The following is a 23,497-nucleotide window of genomic DNA, read 5'->3' as shown; positions in this document are numbered from 1 at the left end:
GGCGCCGCATATTAGACGACACCAGCGAGGGCGGGCTGCGTTGCCGACCTGCGTACGAAGCTCTCGGTGCCGTAGACGGCAACGATGGCGACCGCAGCCACCGCCCAGATCGCAACACCGATCCATTGCTGCTGCACATGGTCGGCGTCGATGAACACCTTGCCGAGGAAGCGTACGCTGTTCTGATGGGTGACATGCATCAGAATGGCGAGAAGCACACTGCCGGTGTTCTGATAGAGCCAGGTAAATACCACTGCCGCCAGCAGGACGTTGACTGTGCCGTAGACGCTGAGGTCGCCGATTAGGCCGAGCGGAAAATGCCAGATCGCCCAGATCGCGCCGAGGATCAGGCTTCCGGCCAGCGCCGGATGCTTGGCCAGCAGACGCGGTGTCGCAAAGCCGCGCCATCCAGGCTCTTCGCCAAGCGGGCCGCTGAAGACCGCATACAGCGCGATGATCGGCAGCATCTCAGTGGCAGCAGGAATATTGCTCCAGGCCGGCGTCGCCGAGCCGAACAGCGGATTGACCAGGATCGAGGCAAGCTGCGTGCCGAATGGCAGGCCGAATGCCACCAGATACCACAACGGAGATACCCGCCACTTCACCATGGAAGCGAGAATGGCCTTGACCGAAGTCCAGCCTCCGGAGAGGGCTGCGACGACGAATCCGGACAGCATCGGGCCGAAGGTAAACCAGGGAATGCTATCGCCATTCGACAGGTAGAACGGGATGAAGGCAAACCAGGTCAGGGCAAGCGCCAACGAAAAGAAGGCAGCCAACTGATGCTGCCGAACCAGGAGCAGGAAAGAAGTCATGTCGGGCCTCTCACGGGCAGATGACAATGAGAGGTCGCCGGGCTGCCCGATCGGTCGACTTGCATCTTGAACAGCCGGCCGAATCGTTCCGGGAGGCCATGCGCCGACCACGTCGGTCGACCCGTTTCTTATTGGCACCGGCGCGACCCGAAATCCTGAGCGGGTTCTGAGAAATTTCCGATATTTCATGCAGAACCGGCCAGTTAGACCGGCTGGAGCACCTGCCGACACTGCGATCGTGCATGGTTCCCGATCGTCGTCTCTCCGTCACACACCCTGCCTATAGGCTGTGCGAAAGACCCGCTTCCGAGCAAACCGGAACAGGCGGGCAAGCAGCCAGATTAGGACATGACCGGGACTTGGAATCGCATCGACCCCATCCGTCAGACCGAGTTTGCAAACGCCGTCGCTGTTGAGATCGAGCGCGTGCTGGCGCGGCAAGGCAAGGTGACGAACAGCGATGCGGTCGTTGCAGCGGGCAGGGTCGCCGGCGCCGTTGCCGCCGCCGTCGCTTTGCTTGCGCCGACCGACATCAGCGCGATCGATACCATGCAGGAAAGATTACCCGGCATGGCGTCGCGTTTCGTGCGGATATTGGCGGCCGAAGCGACGGAACGCAGTGCCCGGACGCCTCTGGCGACGGCGCACGGAGGCCGAGGGGCAGACATCCGACGCCTGGCCGGAACGGGCGATCGCGATGCGATGCGGGTCGAGGACTGGGCCGGTCGGGTTGCCGGGTCGACATTCCTGCAGGAAAATCTCGGCATATCGCGCTCGACCCTGCATCGCTGGCAGCGGAGCGGTACGGTCGTTGCGTTGCGCACCGGTGGCCGCAAGCATGTATTTCCCCTGGCCCAGTTCATCGACGGCAGGCCGGCGCCGGGTATCAAGGAGGTGTCGTCCGCGATGCCCGATCCGCGGCGTGCCTGGTCGTGGCTGATCGGCCCCGCGCCCGGCCTTGCCGGACGTATTCCCATTGACATGCTCAAACAGGATCTGGTGGCGGAAGTCGTTCTTGCCGCACAGTACGCAGCGATGGCGAAGTTGGCTTGATCTCGCTGCCAACGTTAGAAGTCTATTCCAAAAAAGAATACGTAAAAGGAATGTCAATCGACTCTGACCGGTTCGCCGGCTAATGGTATAAAGTATATTTTCGTACAATTGTGACAATGTCTCGTTTGTGCCGGGAGAAAACGTGAAGAAAAAGTGAAGTGATATTTACGCAACACGGATTTCTTCTGTTACGCAAACATTGATTATTTTTGGAATCGTCATTGAGACTGACATGCGGATGAGTATGTTCGCCGCCTGAAGAGGGGGTGCGGTGCGCGCCTTTTTCGACGTGGGTGAGGCGTTCAGCCGTTCAACCCATGAATCCAAAGCCATTTGTAACTTTGACTGGAGAGGTCAGAAAATGAATATCAAGAGCCTTCTTCTCGGCTCAGCCGCGGCATTCGTCGCGGTCTCCGGCGCGCGCGCCGCCGACGCTGTTGTGGTCGCCGAGCCGGAACCCGCCGAATACGTCAAGATTTGTGACGTCTACGGCGCCGGCTACTTCTACATCCCCGGCACCGAGACCTGCCTGCGCATCGGCGGTTATGTCCGCTATGACGCCAGCTTCGGCGACGGTGGCCGCGTTTTCGACGGCGCGACGACACACGACCTTATGGACGGTGACGAGCAGCAGACCTGGAACAAGAATGCCCGCTTCAATCTGAAGACGTGGACCGGCCAGGAAACCGAACTCGGCACGTTGAAGACGTACACCGAGACCCGTTTCAACTTCGGCAATACCAAACGCACCGTGAGCGGTGTTGCTTTCAGCGTGCAGGACAACAAGGCGGTTACCCTGAACTTCGCCTGGATCCAGCTTGGAGGTTTCCGCGTCGGTAAGGATGAAACTGTCTATGATTCGTTCATCGGCTACGCCGGCAGCGTCGTCCAGGACACTATCATTCCTTACGTACCAAGGACACCAACCTGATCAGTTACTATTTCGACGGCGATAATGGCTTTACGGCGGTCGCCTCGGTCGAAACGGGCTCCGGCGCTGACCAGTCGATCGACAGCTACGTTCCGTTTGTCGTCGGCGGCGTGAAATACAAGGGTGACTGGGGTGCGATCACCGCGGTCGGCGCCTATAACAGCACGTCGGAAGAATGGGCCGGCAAAGCTCGCCTCGACGTCAAGCCGATTACTGACCTGACCCTGTTCGTGATGGCGGGCTACGGCAGCGACGACAACGTCGCAAAGAACTTTTACAAACCGTGGACTGGCAACTTTGCCGTCTGGGGCGGCGGCAGCTATGCCGTCAACAAGAAGACCTCTTTGAACGCCCAGGTCTCCTATACCGACGACCAAGACTTCGCCGTTGCGGCCAACGTCGCCTACACCATCGTTCCTGGTTACACGATCACCGCCGAAGTCGATTATTACGACAATTTCGATGCCGACGATGCCGACGCAATCGGCGGCATCTTCCGCTTCCAGCGCTCGTTCTGATCAAACGACGATTTCGCAAAAAAGGCCCGTAGCGATACGCTACGGGCCGTTTTGGTTTGGCGGCGGATAAGTCGCTCATCTTGATTTCGCCATGCAACCGGTGACAAGCTCTCGTCATGGAATGGCGCGACGAGGGAATCATTCTCGGCACCCGCAAGCATGGCGAAACCAGCGCCATTCTCGAGGTGATGACACGTGCGCATGGCCGCCATCTCGGTCTCGTGCGCGGCGGCCGTTCGCGAAAACAGCAGCCTGTCTTGCAGCCCGGCAATCGCGTCGACCTGTTGTGGCGGGCGCGGCTCGACGAGCATCTCGGCACCTTCCAGGTCGAGGCCATCGAGATGAACGCCGCCCGGCTGATGGACAGCGCCGTTGCCGTCTACGGCCTGCAGACGATGGCCGCGCATTTGCGTCTTCTGCCTGAGCGCGACGCCCATGGCGGTCTCTATGAGACGCTTGCGGTGATGATCGCTCATCTCGACGATGCCGATGCCGCCGGCGAGTTGGTGGCCCGCTTCGAGCTGCTGGTACTCGACGAACTCGGTTTCGGCCTCGATCTCAGCCAGTGTGCGGCGACCGGCACCAGTCAGGACCTTGCCTATGTCTCGCCGAAATCCGGCCGCGCCGTGTCGCGGGCGGCGGGCGCGCCGTGGCGCGACAAGATGCTGGCGCTGCCTTCCTTCCTACAGCGCGGCTCCGGGCTGCGCGCCGATCCGGCGGCGATCGAGGACGCTTTCCGGCTGACCGGCTTCTTTTTGACCCGCCATGTCTACGAGCCGCGCGGCATCGAGCCTCCCGGCGCCCGCGCCGGGTTTCTCGCCGCCTTGCGCAGGCATCATTCACCCGGCCATGAATCCGGCAAGCCGAGCGCTGCAGAAACCACCAGATGAGCAACGTTTCGCCGCTCGACCTTGGCACCATTCCGCAGGTGGGCGAGGCCTATGCGACGGCCGAGTTCAAAGTGAAAATTTGACGCGGCCGATCACGCCAAGGACGGCGAGGTGGTGTGCGAGGGCAAAGTGGTGCACAAGGGCCGCACGCTGGCGGTTTCAGAAGCGGTGCTGAAGGACGCCAATGGCAAGCTGCTGGCTTTCGGCACCGAAACATGCTCGATCTTTCCGGCGGCCAACCTGGCGGCACGTTGAATGGACCGGCCGTTTGGCCGCCGCATTTGAATGTCACTGAAGATTGAATGTCAGTGACAACTGGCTTGGTTTGGGGGAACCGCCATGTTTGAAAGCCTGATTGGCCTCGTCGCCATTATCGCGCTGTTCGTCATCATTTCACGCCAGCAGAGCCGCATCGGCCTGATCGAGCGCGAGCTTGGCGCCTTGCGCAGCCTTGTGCTTTCAGGCGCGCCTGTGCTGCCGCCGCAAGCCAAGGAACCGGCTGCAAACGACAGCAAACCGGCGGATGCCGCAATCCCGCCGGCGGCCGCAGCCGATATGGCCGCATCGCCAGGGACCGCAGCGGTAGCATCAGCCACAGAGGCCGATGCCGATACAACGGCGCCGTCCGCACCGGGGCGGGCGCAACCGGCGGCAGCGGCGAAGGCCGCCCGCCAGTCCGACGTCGAAACGGCGCTCGGTACTCGCTGGGCAGTCTGGGTCGGCGGCATCGCGCTGGCGCTGGGCGGCCTGTTCCTCATCCGCTACACCATCGAGGCCGGCATATTCGGGCCACGCGTGCGGCTTGTCATGGCGGCGGCACTCGGGCTGGTGCTGGTCGCCGGCGGCGAGTTCATCCGGCGCACCGGCTTCAGGGTGCCGGTGCAAGGTGCCGCCGGTGCCTATATCCCGGCGATCCTGACGGCGGCCGGCGCCTTCATCCTGTTCGGTACCGTCTACGCCGCGTACAGCATTTACGGCTTCATCGGCCCGACGCTCGCTTTCACGCTACTCGGCGCCATCGGGGTGGCGACGATCGCGGCAAGCCTGGTCCACGGTCAGGCGCTGGCCGGCGTCGGCCTGCTCGGCGCCATGGTGACGCCGCTGCTGGTCGCCTCGCAGGCGCCCAATCCGTGGGCGCTGTTCGGCTATCTGGCGATCGTGCTCGCCGCCACTGGCGTCATCGCCCGCATCCGCGACTGGAGGCTTTTGATGGCGGCGGCTTTCGTCGCCACGGGCATCTGGACCATCTTCTACATGACCGACGCGCCGGGGGCGAAGCTTTCCGTCATCCTCTTTATCGACGTGGTGACACTGGCCGTGCTCGCCTTCGTCTGGCTCGGCCGTCGCGGCGAAGCGGTCGCCGGCAGCGGCTTCGATTGGCCGTCGATCGCGCCGGGCTTCTTCGTCGCTCTTTCAGCGCTGGCCCTGTTCGTCGATCCGGTCTTTGCCGCCGCCGGCGATGCCTTGCAGGGCGCAGCCCTTGTCGCAGCCCTGGTGGCGGTGGCGCTCTATCGGCCGCGGGCGCTGGCACTGCTGCACGCCGCCGGGCTGGCGACGGTGCTGGTCTATCTCGGCATCATTCCGCCGACCACGGTCGCCGTCGATTTTTCGGGCGGCGCTCTCGGTGTCGATGGCGTGCCGGTTGTGGCGTCCGATGCCTTGATGCTCAGGATCGGCATCGCGCTGGGCTTGGTCTTCATCGGCGCCGGCTTTTGGGCGGCGCGCCGTTTTGCGGCCCCTGGCTGGCTGCGCGCCGCCGCATGGGCGGCCTGGAGCGCTGTCGCGCCACTGGTCATCCTGCTGGCGCTCTGGTCTACCTTCGGCAATCTCGACCGTGACCTTGCTTATGCGGCGGTCGCAGCCGTTTTGGTCGGAGTCTTCGTCGCCGGCGGCGAGTGGATAGCGCGCGGCGAAGCGCCGCCGCTAACCGGCGGCGCTGCTGTCTCCCTCGCGCTCGGCGGGGCGGCGATTGCCGGCCTGCTGATGCTGCACATGGCCTTTGGTTCGGGCTGGACAACCATCCTGCTCGGAGCAGCCGCCGTCGTGCCGGCGCTGGCAACGCGCTGGCGTAGCTATCCGGTGCTTGGCTGGATTTCGGTTGGTGCGGTGATTGCAGTGCTCGGCCGCGTTGCCTTCGACCCGACCATCGTCGGTGCCGAGTTCCTGTCGAAGACGCCGGTGTTCAACTGGCTGCTGCTTGGATATGGCGTGCCGGCGCTCGCCTTCGGCTTTGCCGCCTGGCAACTCGCCCGCACCACCAATGGCCGGCCGCGCCTCGCCATGGAGGCCGGCGCCGCGCTGTTTTGCCTGCTCACCGTCGCCATGCTGGTGCGCCATGTCATGCATGGCGGCGTCATCGATACGGCTGCTGCGACGCTTGCCGAACAGGCGATCTACACGCTGATCGCCATCGGTGCCGGTGCCATCCTGGTCGCCATAGACATGCGATCGCCAAGTTCGGTGCTACGCTACGGCTCGATTGCAGCGGGCGTGGTCTCGGTCGCCTTCATCGTCCTCCAGCATTTTCTGGCGCTGAACCCGTTGCTGACGGATGAATCGACCGGCAGCATTCCGATGTTCAACCTTCTGTTCCTCGCCTACCTCTTGCCGGCGGTTGCGGCAGGCGCATTGGCACTCTATGCCCGTGACAAGCGGCCGCAATGGTATGCGGCGATGCTGGCGGTGGTGGCGGCGGTGCTCGCTTTTGCCTATGCCACGCTGTCGGTCAGGCGCCTATTCAAGGGCGAGTTCATCGGGCTGTGGAGCGGTCTCGGCCAGCTCGAGACCTATACTTATTCGGCACTATGGCTGGTCATCGGCGTGGTGCTGCTCACCGCTGGTGTCTGGCTGAAGTCGCAGGTGCTGCGCATAGCGTCGGCGGCGCTGATCTCGATCGCCGTGCTCAAAGTCTTCATCTTCGACATGTCGGAGCTGGAAGGCGTGTTTCGGGCGCTGTCCTTCATCGGCCTCGGCGCGGTGCTCATCGGCATCGGCTTGTTCTATCAGCGGCTGCTGACAAGGGCGGCGAAAGGGACGTAAGGGTCAAGTTGCATGAATATTCAAGATGGAATATATGAATATTCCAAAGGAGATATTCAGTTGCCTCTCTATATTCGCGACGACGAGGTGGATGCGCTGGCCGCAAAACTGCAGCGTGAGACCAACGCCCCGAGCAAGACGGAAGCAGTGCGGACCGCGCTTTTGCACGAGCTCGAGCGCAACCGCGCCCGCAAGCCCCTGCGCGACAGAATTGCGGCGCTACAGGCCAGGTATGCTGCGTTGGGGCCGTCCGATCCCAACTTCGACATGAAGGCGTTCACCGACGAGATGTGGGAAGACTGATGTTCGTCGATGCGTCGGTCATCGTCGCCATTCTCGCCAAGGAACCGGGTTGGGCGGAATTGCTCAAGCGAATCTCTGGTGCCGTCAGTCAGCTGCATATTTCCGCGCTTGTTCGGCTCGAGGCGACACTTGCCCTTGGACGCATAAACGCCGTTTCCAAAAAGCCGATGCCCGAATTGCTGGCCGTGGCGCGCGATCTAGTCGATTCGTTCATTGTCGAAATCAGTGCCCGCAATGTACCTATCGACGAGGACATCGGCGCGCGCGCTATCGACGCGAGCATCCGCTACGGCAAGGCGGTCGGTCATCCGGCCGATCTCAATTTTGGCGATTGCTTCGCCTACGCCTGCGCAAAGGCCCTAGATCTTCCGTTGCTCTACAAGGGCGACGATTTTCTTCAGACGGATCTGGCGTAACCGGCGTTTTGACAATCGGATGCAAGCCGGGAATAAACCTGCCATTGGCAGCGTTATTCAGTTGCTTGGGTGACCGGGGCGGCGGACCGCTTCGCGCTGGCCGCTTGCGCCGCGCTGCAAAGGCGCGTTCAATCACCACGGGCAGGGGCCTCAGAACCAGCGGTCATGGACGAAAAGAAGGCAGCAATCCTTGGTGAAATACCGCGTCTGCGCCGCTATGCACGCTCGCTGTTGCGCGACCGCGATTCCGCCGACGATCTCGTCCAGGACTGTCTCGAGCGGGCGCTTGTGCGGCTCGACAATTGGCAGACAGGAGAAAGCCCCAGGAGGTGGCTGTTTACGATCATGCACCATTTGTTCATCGACCAGATGCGCAAGGTGAACCGGCGCGGCGAGGCGGCGATGCTGCCGCTCGAGGCAAGCGAGGCGCAGGCAGCACCCGCCGAGCAGGTCGAGAGCATCGCTTCGCGCGAGATCGTCGACGCGCTGCAGGCGATCAGCCCGGACCGGCGCGCGGCGCTTGTGATGGTCGCCATCGAAGGGTTTTCCTATGCCGAAGCCGCCAACATCCTTGGAGTTCCCGCCGGCACCTTAATGTCGCGCATCGCGCGCGGGCGTGAGGAACTGCGCGCGCTGCTGGATGATACCGCGCGCCGCCGCTCGATAAGGATCGTCTAGAAATGAGCCGGCGCGATTTCTCCGAACGCGACATCCACATGGCTCTCGATGGCGAGTTGCCGGGCGACGAGCGGACGGCCTATGAGGCATGGCTCGAGGCCAATGCCGAGATGAAGGCCAAGAGCGCACGCTACGCCGCCGACCGGGCAGCGTTGCGCGCAGCGTTTAACGGCGTGCTGGACGAACCCGTCCCGGTGCGGCTGAGCAAGGTGGTGCAAGGCGAGGCGCCGGTGGTGAGAGCGGCGCCGTCGCGCTCGCGTTGGTGGCTTGCGGCCGCCGCTGCCGCCATCCTGGTGCTTGGCGGCGCTGGCGGCTACCTTGCCGGCATCGGCCGCCTCGGCCTGGAAAACACGGCCGAAGACCAGCTTGCCGAAGAGGCGATCGCCGCCCACGTCATCTATGCCGCCGAAAAGCGGCATGCGGTGGAAGTGCCGGCAAGCGACAAGGATCATTTGCAGAGCTGGTTGTCGAACCAGGTGGGTTTGAAGCTCGTTGCACCGGATCTGGCGGCGCAAGGATTCCAACTGGTCGGTGGCCGGCTGCTGCCTGCCGGCCAGGGCAAGGCCGCGATGCTGCTTTATGAGGATGACAAGGGCGAGCGCATATCGCTCTTCGTCACCGCCGAATCAGCGGCCAAGGCCAAGGGCACCTATGGGTCTGAGGAAGATGGTCCTGAGGCCGTCTACTGGCTGGACAAGGGTTATGGCTGCGCCGTCGTCGGCTCACTGCCGCGCGAGCGATTGGCCGCGGTGGCCAAGAGCGCCTATGGCCAGCTTCTGGCGGGCTTGCAAAGCTGAGCAGGCGCTTGTTTTTCCGGAGCCGCGCCGATGCCAAAACACGAAGGTCGTTCAAAGCCTTTCCGCGACCTGCCTGCCGTCAAAACTGTCACAATTCGGCCCTAATCGAGGTGCGATAGCGCTTGCTGAATGCTGGCACTTCGGCTGGTGTGACCGATGTTTAGACTAGGGCCGTTTCCACAACCCAATCGAGGTTTTCTGAGCCCGCATGCCTGCCGAGATTCGCAAGGCCCGCGCGTCCGACGTCGATGACCTCGCCGCCATCGAAAAAGCCGTTTTCTCGAGCGATCGCATTTCTCGCCGCTCCTTTCGCCAACTGATCGAACGCGACACCGCCGAACTGCTGGTTGGCGAAAGCGATGGCCGCGTCGCCGGCTATGCAGTCGTGCTGTTTCGCAAGGGCAGCGGCGTCGCGCGGCTTTATTCGATTGCCGTCGGTCCATTTTTCGGCGGCCGTGGCGTTGGCCGGCTGCTGCTGGAAGAGGCCGAAGCCGCCGCTTTCGAGCACGGCCGCATGATGCTTCGTTTGGAAGTCCGCGAGGACAACCCCCGCGCGATCCAGATCTACGAGCAGAGCGGCTACCGCAAGATCGGCCGCGAGCTGGACTATTACGAGGATGGCGCCACGGCGCTGCGCTATGAAAAGACGTTGCGCGGCGACATTCCGGTCGCCACCGAAGTGCCGTTTTATCAGCAGACTTGCGAATTCACCTGCGGACCATGCTGCCTGATGATGGCGATGGCTTACTTCGGCCCCGGATTCGTGCCGGACCCGGTGATGGAAATCCGGCTGTGGCGTGAGGCGACGACTGTTTTCATGATGTCCGGCCCCGGCGGCTGCGAGCCGTTCGGGCTTGCCGTCGCCGGCTATGAGAGCGGGCTTGCTGCTGAGATCTATGTCTCCTTCTACGGCGCGCTGTTCCTGCAGTCGGTGCGCAGCGAGGACAAGCGCCGGGTGATGGAACTGGCGCAGGTCGACTTTCGACGCCGCGCGGAACTTTACGGCATCCCGGTGAATTACCGTTCATTCGGGCTTGACGACATTCGCACCGCGATCGCAGAGGGAAAACTGGTACTGGTCCTGATCAGCGGCTTCCTGATGTTCGGCAAGAAGGTTCCGCACTGGGTATTGGCCATCGGTGACGATGGCGATCATATCCTGATCCACGACCCCTGGGTCGAGGACGAGCGGCAGGAGACGATCCTCGATGCTGCCAACATTCCCGTGCCTTACGGCATCTTCATGAACATGGCGCAATTCGGCCGCGACGGATTGCGCGCCGCCATCACTCTCGGAAAGCGCAATAGCCAATGACCTGGGTCATCCTTACCGGCCGGCAGAACGATCTCGACCAGGTGGCGACGCCGCACAAGATCATCACCAATCGCGACTACCTTGCCCATCCGGCACTGTTTCGCGGTCAGCGGCCGAAGGTTATCAACCTGTCGAACAATTACGGCTACCAGAGCCGCGGCTATTACGCTTCGCTGCTCGCCGGTTCGCGTGGCCACAAGGTCATCCCGACTGTCGAGACGATGATTGATCTGTCGGAGCGCAAGCTCTACGAGCACGCGTTGCCGGAACTCGAACTCGCACTCAACAAGTGCCGCAAGGACCTGAGCGGCGCTTTCCCGCAGAAGGTCTGCATCTTCTTCGGCATCGGACCGTCCAGGATCTGGGACCGCTTCGCCAAGCTGCTGTTCGACTGGTTTCGTGCCCCGGCGCTCGAGGTCCACATCAGGGACAGCGCCGAATGGGCCTCGATCCGCAAGATCGGCTTCCATCCCCTGGCCAGGATGACCGAGGACGAGGAAACGCACTTTCTCCAGTGCCTGGAGACCTACACCAACCGCGAGTGGCGTGACACCAAGGGCCGCACGCCGGCGCGCTACACTTTCGCCACGCTGGTCGATCCGCATGAGGAACTGCCGCCGTCGGAGATTTCGTCGCTGCGCCACTGGGCAAAGATCGCCGAAAAGATGGGCGTCGAAATCGAGCCGATCACCAAGCGGGATCTGGCCAAACTCGCCAACTACGACGCGCTGTTCATCCGCGAGACCACCTCGATCTCCAACCACACCTACCGCTTTGCCCGCCGCGCCCAGCAGGAAGGCATGCCGGTCATCGACGATCCGCTGTCGATGATCCGCTGCACCAACAAGGTCTATCTCAACGAGCTGATGACCTACAACAAGGTACCGGTGCCGCCGACGGTGATGATTGCCGGCATCTCGGATCTGGAAGTTGCGGCGCAGACGCTGGGCTTCCCCCTGGTGCTGAAGATCCCGGACTCCTCGTTTTCGCGCGGCGTCAAGAAATGCGGCACCTTCGAAGAGTTGAAGACGCTCGCAACCGAATGGCTGGAGGATTCCGACCTCCTGATCGCGCAAAAATTCATTCCGACGGAATATGATTGGCGCGTCGGTGTCCTCGGCGGCCAACCTTTGTTTGCCGTCCATTATCTGATGGCCAAGAAACATTGGCAGATCGTCAATCATAAGGCCAACGGCAAGCCCGACCAGGGCGGCATCAAGACCTTCACCCTGAAGGAAGCGCCGGCCCACGTCGTCGAGACGGCGGTCAGTGCGGCGCGCTGCATTGGCGACGGCCTCTACGGCGTCGACCTCAAAGAAACCAGGGACGGCGTCTTCGTCATCGAGGTCAACGATAACCCCAACCTCGACCACGGCTGGGAAGACTCCGGCGAAAAAGACGAGGTCTGGGTGCGGCTGACGCAGTGGTTCCTGGAGCGGTTGGACCGGCCGGGCCGATGACATCCGAATTGAGGGGAAAAGATGCTGTTCTTCGTAACCGAGGATTTTCGCGGCTGCGACCGTAAGGAGATCTACCGCCGTTTCCGCGACCAGGGCCGCCTGAAGCCGGACGCGCTTCTCGTGCACCACAGCTGGATCGCAGCGGATATGAGCCGCTGCTTCCTGCTGGTGGAGGCCGATGACGTCACGCTCCTGCAGCGGTGGGTCATCGAATGGGCGGATCTGGTCGAATTCGAGATCGTTCCCGTGGCGACGAACAAGGATATGGTGGAGGCATTGAGCGGACATCTCTGACCCGCGCGCGCTTCGACGAGATATATCCAGACATTGTATTGATAGCAGATCTCCAGGCTGAGCCGATGACTGGCTCGCCCGGCTGTCGTACTTAGCCAGACTGCCTGATCGTCGCGCTCGACTTCAGCAGCCGATTAATGTCCGACGCTTTTGACGGCACCCCGATCAAATAGCCCTGGGCCTCGACGCAACCCTCTTGTTGCAGGAATTCAAGCTGCGCTTCGGTCTCGACACCCTCGGCGGTGACGGTGATGCCCAGCTGTGCGCCAAGCCCGATGATGGTGCGCACGATTGCCGCGGTATCGCGGCTGTCGATATCGCTGATGAAGGAACGATCGATCTTGATCTTGTCGACGGGAAAGCGCCTGAGGTAGCCGAGCGAGGAATAGCCGGTGCCGAAATCGTCCAGCGCGATGCGGACGCCCAGATCGCGTAGCTGCCTGAGTGTCTTGAGCACCAGATCGCTCTCGTCCATCAGCACCGTTTCGGTGATTTCCAGTTCAAGCCGGTTGGCCGGCACGCCCGAGAACGCCAATGCCGAGATGACGCTGCGGGCAAAGGTGCCGCTTTTGATCTGCACGGCCGAGACATTGACTGCAACGCGCAAAGGCGCCCATCCTGCCGCGGTCGTGCAGGCTTTTCGCAGCGCCCATTCTCCAAGCGGCACGATCAGCCCGGTCTCCTCGGCGGCCGGAATGAAGTCGTCCGGCCGCACCAGGCCGCGCACCGGCGAACGCCAGCGCATCAAGGCTTCGGCACCGACGATCTCGCCGGAGGCGATGTTCATGATCGGCTGGAAATCCAGCTCGAATTCGCGGCGCGACAGCGCTGCCCTGAGATCGATTTCGAGCGCCCGGCGTGCCCGCACCATCGCGTCCATGGCTGGTTCGAAGAAGCGGTAGAGGTTGCGCCCTTCGCTCTTTGCCCGATAGAGCGCCATATCGGCGTTTTTCAGCAACGTGTCGGCGTCCTTGCCGTCACTCGGAAACAGCGCGATGCCGACACTGATGCCGACGCGCATGTCGTGTCTCTTGTCGCGAAACGGCTTTCCGATGATCTCGATGATACGTTTGGCCAGCTTTTCCGCATCGGCCGGGCTTTTGAGATTGAACTGGATGATGACGAATTCGTCGCCGCCGAAGCGGGAGACAACGTCCGTTTCATTGCGCAGGCACCGTTGCAGCCGTTCGGCCACGCATTTCAGCAGCCAGTCGCCAGCGGGGTGCCCCCAACTATCATTGACTGCCTTGAAGTGATCGAGGTCGAGCGAGAATATCGCCAGCGATCCGTCTGTCGTCTCGCTGAGGGCTTGGTCCAGCCGTTCGCGAAGCATCGAGCGATTGGGCAGGTTGGTCAGTGTGTCGTGGTGCGCAAGATGGGTCATGCGCTCTTCCACGCGCCTGCGCTCGGTGACATCGTCGAACGTCGCGACCCAGCCGCCGCCGCTCATCGGCCGGCGCGCAACCAGCAGCGTTCTGCCGTCAGCGAGATGGCGATGCGTTACGTGTGTTTTCCCCGCCCGCAGGCAGGCTTCGATTTGCGAGATTTCGCTGTCGGGGTCGAGCTTTGTATAAATACCCAGTTCCAGCAGCCGCTTGAACGCATCATGGTGACTCATGCCAAGTGGGAAGTCGGCCGGCCTGACATGATAAAGTTCCAGGAAACGTTCGTTGCGCACGATCAGCTTGCCGTCCGCATCGTACATCAAAAGGCCTTGCGACATGTTGGCAAGTGCCGCGTCGAAACGGCGGTGCTGCTCCTTCAACTCCTGCTCGGCGCGCCGTTGCTCGGTGATGTCCTCGTAGATCGATACCCAACCACCTGACGCCAGCGGCCGGTGCGAAATGTTGACGATGCGCCCGTCTGCAAGCGTTTCCTCATAGGTGGAAGGTTTTGCCTGGTCGATATAGGGCTTGCGGATGGCATAGAGTTGCTCAGCGCTTTGCGAGGCGATGCCGATATCCACGCTGTGCTGGAGGATGTCGAAAAACCGGATGCCGGGCCGCACCACTTCGGCGTCGAGGCGAAAGATGTTGACGTAGTTTCTGTTGCAAATGATCATCCGTTCATCAGCATCGAACATGCACAGACCATGCGACATGTTCTCGACCGCTGCCGAAAAACGCTCGTTCTGTTCGCGCAGCTCGTCTTCAATAGGTTGCGGCTGACCAACGCCTTTGGCCCTCCGTCGGCGGACGGACGAACCAGCCTTGATACCGGCAACGGGCATGAGGCAAGCCTATGGACCATGGTTAACCACGGCACTGTTGTCCCTGCCGGTTAATTTACCGTTTTCAGCCGGCTGGAACGGCAGTCTGGCGTCGCGACTTTTCGATCGCCGCAAAGCGCTTGAGAAAGGCATTCTGCGCCCATGTCACCGAGCGCGGCGTGACATCGAAGCGCTCGGCGTTGAAACCGCGCGGCCTGCCGAAGAACTCGGTCGCCTCTGCCGTCGAAAACCCCGCAAGCAGCGTTGCTTCGAAATAAGCGGCGATCTGATCCGCTCGCTTGATCTCCTTGCGCAGTCCCGCGTCGAGTTCCGCCGGCAGTGAAAAGCGCAGATGGATGGCGCGCTGCAGCCTGATCTCGCAATCCCTGTAGCTGCCGCCCATAACGGATTTGAACGGGGAGATCATGTCACCGATGACATATTCCGGCGCGTCGTGCAGCAGCGCCGCCAATCGCGCATCGGCGTCGGCATCACGCATCAGCTCGCCGACAAGCGTTTCGACCAGCAGCGAATGCTGGGCGACCGAAAAGGCGTGCTCGCCTCTGGTCTGGCCGTTCCACCGCGCGACGCGGGCAAGGCCGTGCGCGATATCTGAGATCTCGATGTCGAGCGGCGAGGGGTCGAGCAGATCGAGCCGTCGCCCGGACAGCATGCGCTGCCAGGCGCGCGGCGGCGCCCCGGCGCGATCGGCCGCCATCAGGCGTCCTCCGCGCCGACGGCTTCCTGCGGAAAGCTGAATTTCGCCCAGGATGGGATGGCGAGCGACACGGCGACGTCATCAGCCAGTATCGGCAGGCCGGCGTCGAGCGCTGCCTTGACCCGGTCGATGCGGGTAATGGCAAGGCCTGTCGTGCCGGCGGTCGAGCCAAGCGTGCCGACCGGTCGCCCCTCCACCGTCAACTCTGCGCCCGAGGCGGGCAGGGAGCGTTCAGCCGAGACGATCAACACCCGGCGCCTGGCAGTGCCGCGATGCTGCATACGCGAGACGACCTCCTGGCCGACATAGCAGCCCTTCTTGAAGCCGACGCCGCCGATCTCGTCGAGCAGCACGTCATGCGGAAACGCATCGCCGAGCTGGTAGTCCTCGCCGCTTTCGGCAATGCCATGGGCGATGCGAAAGGCTTGCCATGCGGCAAGGTCGCCTCCTTCTGCGGTGCCATCATAGAAGCGCTTGACGATAGCATCGACGAACCGCGCATCGGCAAACGGTGCTGATTCAAATTGCGAGGCGGTTGAATCGCTTTCCCATAGGACGGTCACAACCGGCTGATCCAGCTTGGCAATTTGGACTTTGGCGCGCAACTTGTAGAGCGTCAGCCGGCGCATGAAGTCATCGGCGGTCTCAGCACGGCATTCGAGCCGGAAAGCATTTTCGCCGGCGCGCGAGATCAGGAAGTCAAAAAGGATCTTGCCTTGCGGCGTCAGCAGCGCGCCGGGCTTTGCTTCGCTGCTGCCGAGCGCGTCGAGGTCGGTGGTCAGGATGTTCTGCAAAAAGTGCTCGGCATCCGGCCCGGACACGGAAACGAGTGCGCGATCTCTGAGCGAGGCAAAGGGCATGGTGGGAAACGAGCCTGATCTTGCAAAACTGTCGGCCATTACGTAAGCCGCTGGCACTTCCCTCGCAAGAGACCGGATCCGTATGGCCCCCATCTACGATCTCATCCTGACAGGCGGCACCGTGGTCAATCACGACGGCGAGGGTTTTCGCGACGTCGGTATCAATGGTGGGCGCATCGCTGCCATCGGCGACCTCCGCCAGGCATCTGCGGGCGAGACGATCGACTGCCGCGGTCTGCACATCCTGCCGGGCGTCGTCGACAGCCAGGTGCATTTCCGCGAGCCGGGCCTGGAGCACAAGGAAGATCTGGAGACGGGCTCGCGGGCAGCGGTGCTCGGCGGCGTCACCGCCGTCTTCGAGATGCCGAACACCAATCCGCTGACCACCAGCGAGGCAACCCTAGCCGACAAGGTGCGGCGTGCCACCGGCCGCATGCATTGCGACTTTGCCTTCTGGGTCGGCGGCACCCGCGACAATTCGAAAGACGCCGGCGATCTTGAGCGGCTGCCGGGTGCGGCCGGCATAAAAGTGTTCATGGGCTCGTCCACCGGCGACCTGCTGGTCGAGGATGACGAAGGCGTTGCCTCGATCCTGAGGAACACACGCCGCCGCGCCGCTTTTCACTCCGAGGACGAGTTCCGGCTGCGCGAGCGGCTTGGCGAGCGCATCGCGGGCGATCCGTCTTCACATCCGGTGTGGCGCGACGAGATCGCTGCGTTGCGCTGCACGGAGCGCCTTGTGCGAATCGCGCGCCAGGTCCGCGCCCGGATCCATGTGCTGCACATCTCGACCGCCGAGGAGATAGGCTTTCTCGAACAGCACAAGGATGTCGCGACCTGCGAGGCGACGCCGCATCATTTGACGCTGAGCGCCGATGATTATGCGCAGCTCGGTACGTTGATCCAGATGAACCCGCCGGTGCGCGCCACGCGCCATCGCGACGGGGTCTGGCACGGTGTTTCGCAAGGCATCATTGATGTGCTCGGCTCCGACCATGCGCCGCACACGCTGGCCGAGAAGGCAAAGCCTTATCCGGCGTCGCCGTCCGGCATGACCGGGGTGCAGACTTTGGTGCCGATCATGTTGGACCATGTCAACGCCGGCCGGCTGACGTTGCAGCGCTTTGTCGACCTGACCAGCCACGGCCCGCAGCGTATTTTCGGCATCGCCAGGAAAGGCCGTATTGCCGCCGGCTACGACGCCGATCTGACCATCGTCGATCTGAAGCGCCGCGAGACCATCGCCAACGCCCAGCAAGGCTCCAAGGCCGGCTGGACGCCTTATGACGGCGGGCAGGTGACCGGCTGGCCGGTCGGCACCATCGTTCGCGGCCGGCGCGTGATGTGGGAAGGCGAGATCGTCGCGCCGGGCCAGGGTAGGGCGGTGGAGTTTTCCGAGGCGCTGGCGCGCTAGGCTCCCTGCCTCGATAAGGGCCAGGCTAGACCACTCAATCCCCGGCGACGAAGAACGTCCATTGCCCGGTCGGCGTGATGCCGACTCGGTAGAAGATGTAGGCACCGAACTGCTTCATGTTGTCATAGTCGCTTGCGGTGACGATCTTGAACAACTCGACCCGCTGCCTGGCGTCGAGCTTGTCCAGCGGCAGGGCGAAAAAATACGGCCAGACGTAGAGATCCTGCGGAGTGCCTGCATCGACGTGGACATAGCCGGCATTGAGCACCTCTTCCAGGATGGCGAGGATTTCCTGGCCTTCCGTGTCGCCCGAAAGCCCTTTCAGGAAGGCGATCGGGTCGCCCTCCATGTCGCCTAGCGACAATTGGGTCATCATGTCGCCCGCACCGATCAGCGGCCGCAGTCTTTCGATGTCGCCGCTCTTGCAGGCCTCGACGATCAGATCGTGCATGCGCCTGACCGGTTCCGGCAACTTGGCAAGGTCGTAGACGACTTCGGGCACAGGCGCGTCCGGATCGACATGCGGATTGGCCATCCCGCCATCGTCTGCTGGCCCTTTCGGTTCGGTTTGCTCTGGCTCGTCGGACGGAGTCGGCTGGCTGGCTGCAGGTGGTGTCGTGCCGAGCGGGCCGGGCATCGGCACGGTACTTCCAGGCGGCGACATGTCGCCGTCGGGCGGCGGTGTGACCGGCGAAGGCAGGTCTTCGCGCTTGATCTCGCTGAGGGCGTGAGCGGGACTGCTCGCAAGAAACAGTGCAAGGGGAATCGTGGCGCAGGAAGCAGTAAGCCAAATGCTGAGGACCAGGCCGCGCGGCTTGCCTGATATCGAAAAATTCACCGCCTGCTACTCCCTGGTTCCAGCCCATCCATGTGCCCGGACACGATGTCCGGCGGCGCGCCGTCGTCAAAGAACCGGGGTCAGTGCCGCAGCCTTTCGGGCTCGAAGGCCCCGGCAATCACCTTTTCACGCATGCGATCGAGCAGGGCAAGCGCCGAGGTCTCGCCATTGGTGCGCAGCATTTCGCCGAATGCCGTTTCGAGGGCTGCCTCGGCGATGATTTCCGGCTCGATCCCGGCCGACAATCCCTCTGCCCAGGCTTCGCTGTGGCTTTCCACGGCGGTCAGGCGCTTTTCTTCCCTGACCAGCGCGTCGATGTCGTTGACGCCATGTTCCATTGCGATGTCCACCCTTTCAAGCGGTGATCCGTTGGATAGGGATCAAGCTTGAGTTGTCCCTTTTACACGCAGGCGCAGTAAGTATTTGTAAATGCGACATTTTTTTGGTCGTTTTCTACAAATTCCGTCGCGTCCAGCAAACCTGCGTCCGATCCATTTCAAACTTAGCCGATTAGGCCGGCCAAGGGGACGGAAACCTTCAGTTTGAGTTAATTTCACATTCGCGCGCTAACGTTTCGTTAACATAGTTGCAAAAGTGCAACATCAGGTTTGCACCAAGGCCTCACTCGAGGCAAGCGGAGAAGTGTCGAACGCGTCCGCCGCCCACAGCGCCGGCGCTTGATGCCGGTTTGCCGGAACGGCAGCAGCCGCCGTCAGTTTCCGTAGCGAGAGGCTATGTCGCGAGACAGTGTCTCGCCTTCCTTCATGTAGCGGCTGATGGCTTCCGTCGCCGAGGCGGTGCATTGGGTATAAGTGCCGCCGAAGGACCGGTAGCCGCGGTTGAAGCTGGCGATGAAGCGGGCGCGCCGCTCCGGGTTCGGATTTTCCGATGCGATCAGTTTTTCCATCTCGGCTCGCCACCGGTCGCCTTTCTCGCCACACAGATTACGCAGGAAATGCAGAGAACCGAGCACTTCCGCCAGCCGCATCAGCCCAGGCTCGAATGGCGCTTCGGCGGCGATTGCCGGACGCACGCCGAAACTCACACTGACGGCGAGGCAGGCGGCGAGAAACGAGGACGTGCGGCTCATGAGGCTTTGTGCTGAAACAATTTGTCGCCTGCAAGGCGATTCTCTGGCTCAGGTCTCGCCGTCCTTGTTGGGGCCGAGTAGATCGTCGGCAATTTCAAACACTGCATCGGCGAGCGGCATCGCCGTCATTTCGGCCAGCGTATAGAAAGCCGCGGTTTCGGCGTCGTCGCTGGCAACCGCCTCGCCGCCGGCATAGTTGGCCCCAAACACCGTCAGCCAGTAGTCGACCGGATGCCCGTCGCCGCTGCCGTCGATGTGGATTTCCCGCAGCGGCCGGTAGCTGCGCGCCTGCAATCCGGTCTCTTCCAGCAATTCGCGCCGTGCTGCCTGTGCCAGCGTCTCGCCGGCTTCGACCTTGCCGCCGGGAAAGGCATAGAGGCCTTGCGAGGGCGGCCTGGCCGCCCGCTTGACCAGCAGCACCGTGTTCTCGCGCACGACGCAGACCGAGACTGCCGGAATGATCTTGCGTGCTTCCATGGGCTCCGGATCGCTCGATTGGCACAGCCCGTTGTGGACCGGCCGTCGGCAAACAGCTTTAGCGGTTGCGAAAGGCGGGTTCCATGGCCACTTTCATATGCCACTAATTCGAAAGCTGAATTCATGTGCGGACGCTTTGCTTTGACAGCCACTGCGGACCAGACCGCCGCCTTTCTCGGCCTGGCGGAAGTTGAGGAGTTTCCGTCCCGCTACAACATCGCGCCGACGCAGCCGATGCTGATGGCGCTCGCCGGATTGACGCAGGCGCCGGGCTCGAACCTGCCCGACCGCCGCTCGATTCTGGTGCGCTGGGGCCTGATCCCGGCCTGGGTCAAGGATACGCGCAACTTCCCGCTGCTGTTCAACGCGCGTTCCGAGGGGGCTTCGGAAAAGGCGTCGTTTCGCGCTGCCATGCGCCATCGCCGCGCCCTGGTACCGGCTTCGGGATTCTACGAATGGCACCAAACCGGTGGCAGAAGAGGGCAGCCCTATTGGGTGCGGCCAAGGCATGGCCGGCTTGTCGCCTTCGCCGGGCTGATTGAGACCTATGCCGAGCCGGGCGGCTCGGAAATCGACACCGGCGCCATTCTGACCGCCCATGCCAATGCCGATACTGCCCATATCCACGACCGCATGCCGGTGGTGATCCATCCCGAGGATTTCGCGCGCTGGCTGGATTGCCGCACGCTCGAGCCGCGCGATGTGGCCGACCTGCTGAGACCCGCCCAGCCCGATTTCTTCGAAGCGATCCCGGTTTCCGACCTCGTCAACAACGTCGCCAATACCGGGCCGGAGATTCAGGAGAAGGGCGTCGTCAAGCCTGAGCCCGAGAAGGTCAAGCGCCAGAAGTCCAGCGCGAACGTCAGTCAGATGAATTTATTTTAGCAAAAGCTACTATTACTGGTTCGCCGTGAGCGCCTCAATCTTTTCCCGACGGCACTCTCAGGCAGCGCGCGGCGAAACGATCTTCTGCGCCGGCTTCTTCTTCTTCGCGGTGTGCAGAAGAGCTGCGACGATTGCTGCCGGGCCGATCGCCCGGTAGTGGCTGGCGAGCGCCGGTTGCTTGGCGCGATTGGATTCTTGCTTAGGCATTGTTCTCTTCCCTGGTAACGTCTTCGTGTCTGCGTTTGCTGGCCGAATCCGACCAAATCGTGACGCTTGCTGATCTAGCCGGCGAATGTTTCATGACAGTGCCGACCTGTTTAATAAAATGTTTCAATGGCTCAATTCCTGTGAGCCAACGATATTTTTGGCGAAGGTAGCGACTTGACGGCAACACTGGGCAAGGCGATAAAGCCGGCCATGAGAACGTCTTTCGCCATTTGTGGCATTTGCATTATCGGCTAGCCTCGCGCTGGTCCTGGACGTTTTCGCCTCATCTCCTCCCAGATTGGACAAACGCCCCGGCCAGCAGGCTGGAGCCCGATTTGCGCCTCGGCGTAACCGACTCCATCCAGAGCAGGATCCCAAAAGATCATGCTCAAACAAAGTAACGCACCGGAAACGCACGTATGTCTGACGCATCGAAGAGCCTGCGCCTCTACAACACGCTAACGCGGAGCAAGGAGGATTTCTTCCCGATCGATCCGCGCAACGTGCGCATGTACGTCTGCGGCCCGACGGTCTACGACTTCGCCCATATCGGCAATGCGCGGCCGGTGATCGTCTTCGACGTGCTGTTCCGTTTGCTGCGCCATCTCTACGGGCAAGCGCACGTCACTTACGTCCGCAACATCACGGACGTCGACGACAAGATCAACGCCCGCGCACTGCGTGATTTCGGCGGCGAGATTGCCTCTGGCAAGTTGTCGCTGAACGAAGCGATCAGGCGGGTCACCGAAAAGACCGCCGACCAGTTCCACAAGGACGTGGCGGCGCTCGGTTGCCTGGAGCCGACGGTCGAGCCGCGCGCCACCGAGTTCGTCGAGCCCAGGCCCGACGGCAAGGTCGACATGATCTTCTTGATTCAACGCTTGATCGAACGCGGCCATGCCTATGTCGCGGCTGGAGAAGTCCTGTTCGACACCGCTTCCATGCCGGATTATGGGCAGTTGTCGAAGCGCAATCTCGACGAGCAGCAGGCCGGCGCCCGCGTCGCCGTCGACGCGCACAAGAAGAACCCGCAGGATTTCGTGCTGTGGAAATTGTCTTCGCCCGAGGAACCGGGCTGGGACAGCCCGTGGGGCAGGGGTCGGCCGGGCTGGCACATCGAGTGCTCGGCGATGTCGGCCGCCTATCTCGGCGAGGTGTTCGACATCCATGGCGGTGGTCTCGACCTGATCTTTCCGCACCACGAGAACGAGATCGCGCAGTCGCGTTGCGCCCACGGCACCGAAACGATGGCCAAGGTGTGGATGCACAACGGCTTCCTGCAGGTCGAGGGCCAGAAGATGTCCAAGAGCCTGGGCAATTTCTATTCGATCACCGAATTGCTGGAGACGGAGACCTTTGGCGGCCGCAAATGGCCGGGCGAGGTGCTCAGGCTGGCGATGCTGATGACGCACTATCGCGAGCCGATCGACTTTTCCGTGCGCAAGCTGGAAGAGGCTCTGAAGATCGCAAACGATCTCATAACGCTCGGTTCCCAATATCCTAACGGCGTTCGAGATACAGAGTTTTTACGGGTTTTGGGCGACGACTTAAATACGACCGAGGCAATCAAATATGTCCAAACGTTACGGAACAAAATTGTCCACGACGTTGAAGGCGCCTTTGGATCAAGGCTACGGTTCTGCCTCGATGTACTCGGCTTCGAACATCAATCAATCCAGTCCTGGACTAGTAAGAGAGCTGCTAGCGCAGGTGTGGATATCGAGCAGCTTAGGGAGACAATCAACAACAGAATCGCCAAACGGCTCGCGCTGATCGCCGCCAAGAACTGGGCCGACGCCGACCGCATCCGCGACGAGTTGCTGGCGCAAGGCATCCAGTTGAAGGACGGCAAGGACCCCGTCACCGGCGAACGCATCACCACCTGGGAGGTAAAAAGATGATCGATCATCTCGGCATCACCGTTTCGGATTTCGACGCGTCGAAGGCTTTTTACGACAGGGCGATGGCGCCGCTCGGCGCCTCGCTGCTTTATATGGTGCCGCAGGAATACACCGGTGGCGCCAAGGTCGGCGGCGGTTACGGCCGCGACCGGCCGGTGTTTTGGCTGCATGCCGGCAAGGACAAGCCGAAGGATCATCAGCATGTCGCTTTCACCGCGCGCGGCCGCGCCGAGATCGAAGCCTTTCACGCCGCTGCGATCGCCGCCGGCGGCAAGGACAATGGCGGGCCGGGCCTGCGACCGCACTACCACCCCAACTATTACGCTGCCTTCGTCTTCGATCCGGACGGCAACAATATCGAGGCGGTCTGCCATGCTCCGGAGTAATGC

The 23,497-nt window shown here is 62.1% G+C and carries 24 protein-coding genes and 1 pseudogene; 16 read left to right on the top strand and 9 right to left on the bottom strand.

The window, feature by feature from the left end; translation table 11 throughout:
* Positions 1-11: 11 nt before the first annotated feature.
* Entirely contained in the window at positions 12-815 is an 804-nt protein-coding gene (locus tag NKJ40_RS18230) for a CPBP family intramembrane glutamic endopeptidase (RefSeq protein ID WP_352467209.1), read from the bottom strand.
* A 348-nt stretch (positions 816-1,163) separates the two neighbouring features.
* Between NKJ40_RS18230 and NKJ40_RS18225 the strand changes: the two genes are divergently transcribed.
* The 12 genes and pseudogenes from NKJ40_RS18225 to NKJ40_RS18170 all read left to right on the top strand — a co-directional run bounded on the left by NKJ40_RS18225 (position 1,164) and on the right by NKJ40_RS18170 (position 12,509).
* Positions 1,164-1,868, top strand: a complete 705-nt coding sequence (locus NKJ40_RS18225; protein WP_352467208.1) for an antitoxin Xre/MbcA/ParS-like domain-containing protein — start codon at positions 1,164-1,166, stop codon at positions 1,866-1,868.
* A 361-nt stretch (positions 1,869-2,229) separates the two neighbouring features.
* Positions 2,230-3,317: pseudogene (locus NKJ40_RS18220) on the top strand (porin).
* 116 nt (positions 3,318-3,433) lie between these two features.
* The gene (gene recO, locus NKJ40_RS18215) at positions 3,434-4,207 is read left to right on the top strand and encodes a DNA repair protein RecO (protein WP_352467207.1); all 774 of its coding nucleotides are present in this window, start codon (positions 3,434-3,436) and stop codon (positions 4,205-4,207) included.
* Positions 4,208-4,321: 114 nt separating this feature from the next.
* Positions 4,322-4,462, top strand: a complete 141-nt coding sequence (locus NKJ40_RS18210; protein ID WP_352467206.1) for a PaaI family thioesterase — start codon at positions 4,322-4,324, stop codon at positions 4,460-4,462.
* A gap of 84 nt (positions 4,463-4,546) precedes the next feature.
* Positions 4,547-7,246 (top strand): DUF2339 domain-containing protein, encoded by a 2,700-nt coding sequence (locus tag NKJ40_RS18205; protein ID WP_352467205.1) that lies wholly within the window; start codon positions 4,547-4,549, stop codon positions 7,244-7,246.
* A 60-nt stretch (positions 7,247-7,306) separates the two neighbouring features.
* A complete protein-coding gene (locus NKJ40_RS18200) occupies positions 7,307-7,549 on the top strand; it encodes a type II toxin-antitoxin system VapB family antitoxin (protein WP_352467245.1) in 243 nt (80 codons plus the stop codon).
* Entirely contained in the window at positions 7,546-7,965 is a 420-nt protein-coding gene (locus tag NKJ40_RS18195; RefSeq protein ID WP_352467244.1) for a type II toxin-antitoxin system VapC family toxin, read from the top strand. The genes NKJ40_RS18200 and NKJ40_RS18195 overlap by 4 nt, the downstream gene beginning before the upstream one ends.
* A gap of 165 nt (positions 7,966-8,130) precedes the next feature.
* Positions 8,131-8,643, top strand: coding sequence for a sigma-70 family RNA polymerase sigma factor (locus NKJ40_RS18190; RefSeq protein WP_292657948.1), 513 nt, complete (start codon positions 8,131-8,133; stop codon positions 8,641-8,643).
* Positions 8,644-8,645: 2 nt separating this feature from the next.
* Positions 8,646-9,440 (top strand): anti-sigma factor family protein, encoded by a 795-nt coding sequence (locus tag NKJ40_RS18185; protein WP_352467204.1) that lies wholly within the window; start codon positions 8,646-8,648, stop codon positions 9,438-9,440.
* 208 nt (positions 9,441-9,648) lie between these two features.
* The gene (locus tag NKJ40_RS18180; protein WP_352467203.1) at positions 9,649-10,755 is read left to right on the top strand and encodes a peptidase C39 family protein; all 1,107 of its coding nucleotides are present in this window, start codon (positions 9,649-9,651) and stop codon (positions 10,753-10,755) included.
* Entirely contained in the window at positions 10,752-12,215 is a 1,464-nt protein-coding gene (locus NKJ40_RS18175; RefSeq protein ID WP_352467202.1) for a RimK family ATP-grasp domain-containing protein, read from the top strand. Before NKJ40_RS18180 ends, NKJ40_RS18175 begins: the two co-directional genes overlap by 4 nt.
* A gap of 21 nt (positions 12,216-12,236) precedes the next feature.
* A complete protein-coding gene (locus NKJ40_RS18170) occupies positions 12,237-12,509 on the top strand; it encodes a DUF3303 domain-containing protein (protein WP_023719871.1) in 273 nt (90 codons plus the stop codon).
* A 91-nt stretch (positions 12,510-12,600) separates the two neighbouring features.
* Here NKJ40_RS18170 and NKJ40_RS18165 read toward each other — a convergent pair whose 3' ends face one another.
* The 3 genes from NKJ40_RS18165 to ygfZ all read right to left on the bottom strand — a co-directional run bounded on the left by NKJ40_RS18165 (position 12,601) and on the right by ygfZ (position 16,296).
* The gene (locus NKJ40_RS18165; RefSeq protein WP_352467201.1) at positions 12,601-14,739 is read right to left on the bottom strand and encodes a putative bifunctional diguanylate cyclase/phosphodiesterase; all 2,139 of its coding nucleotides are present in this window, start codon (positions 14,737-14,739) and stop codon (positions 12,601-12,603) included.
* A gap of 64 nt (positions 14,740-14,803) precedes the next feature.
* The gene (locus tag NKJ40_RS18160) at positions 14,804-15,436 is read right to left on the bottom strand and encodes a YfbR-like 5'-deoxynucleotidase (RefSeq protein WP_352467200.1); all 633 of its coding nucleotides are present in this window, start codon (positions 15,434-15,436) and stop codon (positions 14,804-14,806) included.
* Positions 15,436-16,296 carry a CAF17-like 4Fe-4S cluster assembly/insertion protein YgfZ gene (gene ygfZ, locus NKJ40_RS18155; RefSeq protein WP_352467243.1) on the bottom strand — a complete coding sequence of 287 codons (861 nt, stop codon included), beginning with the start codon at positions 16,294-16,296 and terminating at the stop codon, positions 15,436-15,438. The genes NKJ40_RS18160 and ygfZ overlap by 1 nt, the downstream gene beginning before the upstream one ends.
* Positions 16,297-16,378: 82 nt before the next feature.
* Here ygfZ and NKJ40_RS18150 point away from each other — a divergent pair, with 82 nt between their 5' ends.
* Positions 16,379-17,710, top strand: a complete 1,332-nt coding sequence (locus NKJ40_RS18150) for a dihydroorotase (RefSeq protein ID WP_352467199.1) — start codon at positions 16,379-16,381, stop codon at positions 17,708-17,710.
* 34 nt (positions 17,711-17,744) lie between these two features.
* Here NKJ40_RS18150 and NKJ40_RS18145 read toward each other — a convergent pair whose 3' ends face one another.
* The 4 genes from NKJ40_RS18145 to NKJ40_RS18130 all read right to left on the bottom strand — a co-directional run bounded on the left by NKJ40_RS18145 (position 17,745) and on the right by NKJ40_RS18130 (position 20,115).
* On the bottom strand, positions 17,745-18,548 hold the full coding sequence (locus NKJ40_RS18145) for a hypothetical protein (RefSeq protein WP_352467198.1): 804 nt from the start codon (positions 18,546-18,548) through the stop codon (positions 17,745-17,747).
* Positions 18,549-18,628: 80 nt separating this feature from the next.
* Complete coding sequence (locus NKJ40_RS18140; RefSeq protein WP_023677749.1) at positions 18,629-18,886, bottom strand: hypothetical protein; 258 nt, start codon at positions 18,884-18,886, stop codon at positions 18,629-18,631.
* A 374-nt stretch (positions 18,887-19,260) separates the two neighbouring features.
* Entirely contained in the window at positions 19,261-19,638 is a 378-nt protein-coding gene (locus NKJ40_RS18135; RefSeq protein ID WP_352467197.1) for a TIGR02301 family protein, read from the bottom strand.
* 48 nt (positions 19,639-19,686) lie between these two features.
* Positions 19,687-20,115, bottom strand: coding sequence for an NUDIX hydrolase (locus NKJ40_RS18130; protein WP_352467196.1), 429 nt, complete (start codon positions 20,113-20,115; stop codon positions 19,687-19,689).
* 123 nt (positions 20,116-20,238) lie between these two features.
* Between NKJ40_RS18130 and NKJ40_RS18125 the strand changes: the two genes are divergently transcribed.
* Positions 20,239-21,000 carry an SOS response-associated peptidase gene (locus NKJ40_RS18125; RefSeq protein ID WP_352467195.1) on the top strand — a complete coding sequence of 254 codons (762 nt, stop codon included), beginning with the start codon at positions 20,239-20,241 and terminating at the stop codon, positions 20,998-21,000.
* Between the two features lie 57 nt (positions 21,001-21,057).
* On the opposite strand, the gene NKJ40_RS18120 is transcribed toward NKJ40_RS18125, so the two are convergent.
* On the bottom strand, positions 21,058-21,207 hold the full coding sequence (locus tag NKJ40_RS18120; protein WP_023677745.1) for a hypothetical protein: 150 nt from the start codon (positions 21,205-21,207) through the stop codon (positions 21,058-21,060).
* A 419-nt stretch (positions 21,208-21,626) separates the two neighbouring features.
* Between NKJ40_RS18120 and cysS the strand changes: the two genes are divergently transcribed.
* On the top strand, positions 21,627-23,108 hold the full coding sequence (gene cysS, locus NKJ40_RS18115; RefSeq protein WP_352467194.1) for a cysteine--tRNA ligase: 1,482 nt from the start codon (positions 21,627-21,629) through the stop codon (positions 23,106-23,108).
* Positions 23,105-23,494: a VOC family protein gene (locus tag NKJ40_RS18110; RefSeq protein ID WP_352467193.1), complete on the top strand. Its 390-nt coding sequence runs from the start codon at positions 23,105-23,107 to the stop codon at positions 23,492-23,494. The genes cysS and NKJ40_RS18110 overlap by 4 nt, the downstream gene beginning before the upstream one ends.
* The last annotated feature ends 3 nt before the right edge of the window (positions 23,495-23,497 follow it).

The sequence above is a fragment of the Mesorhizobium sp. M0119 genome (genome assembly GCF_040322615.1).
Lineage (GTDB): Bacteria > Pseudomonadota > Alphaproteobacteria > Rhizobiales > Rhizobiaceae > Mesorhizobium.
This window is presented reverse-complemented; position numbering and strand designations above follow the sequence as displayed.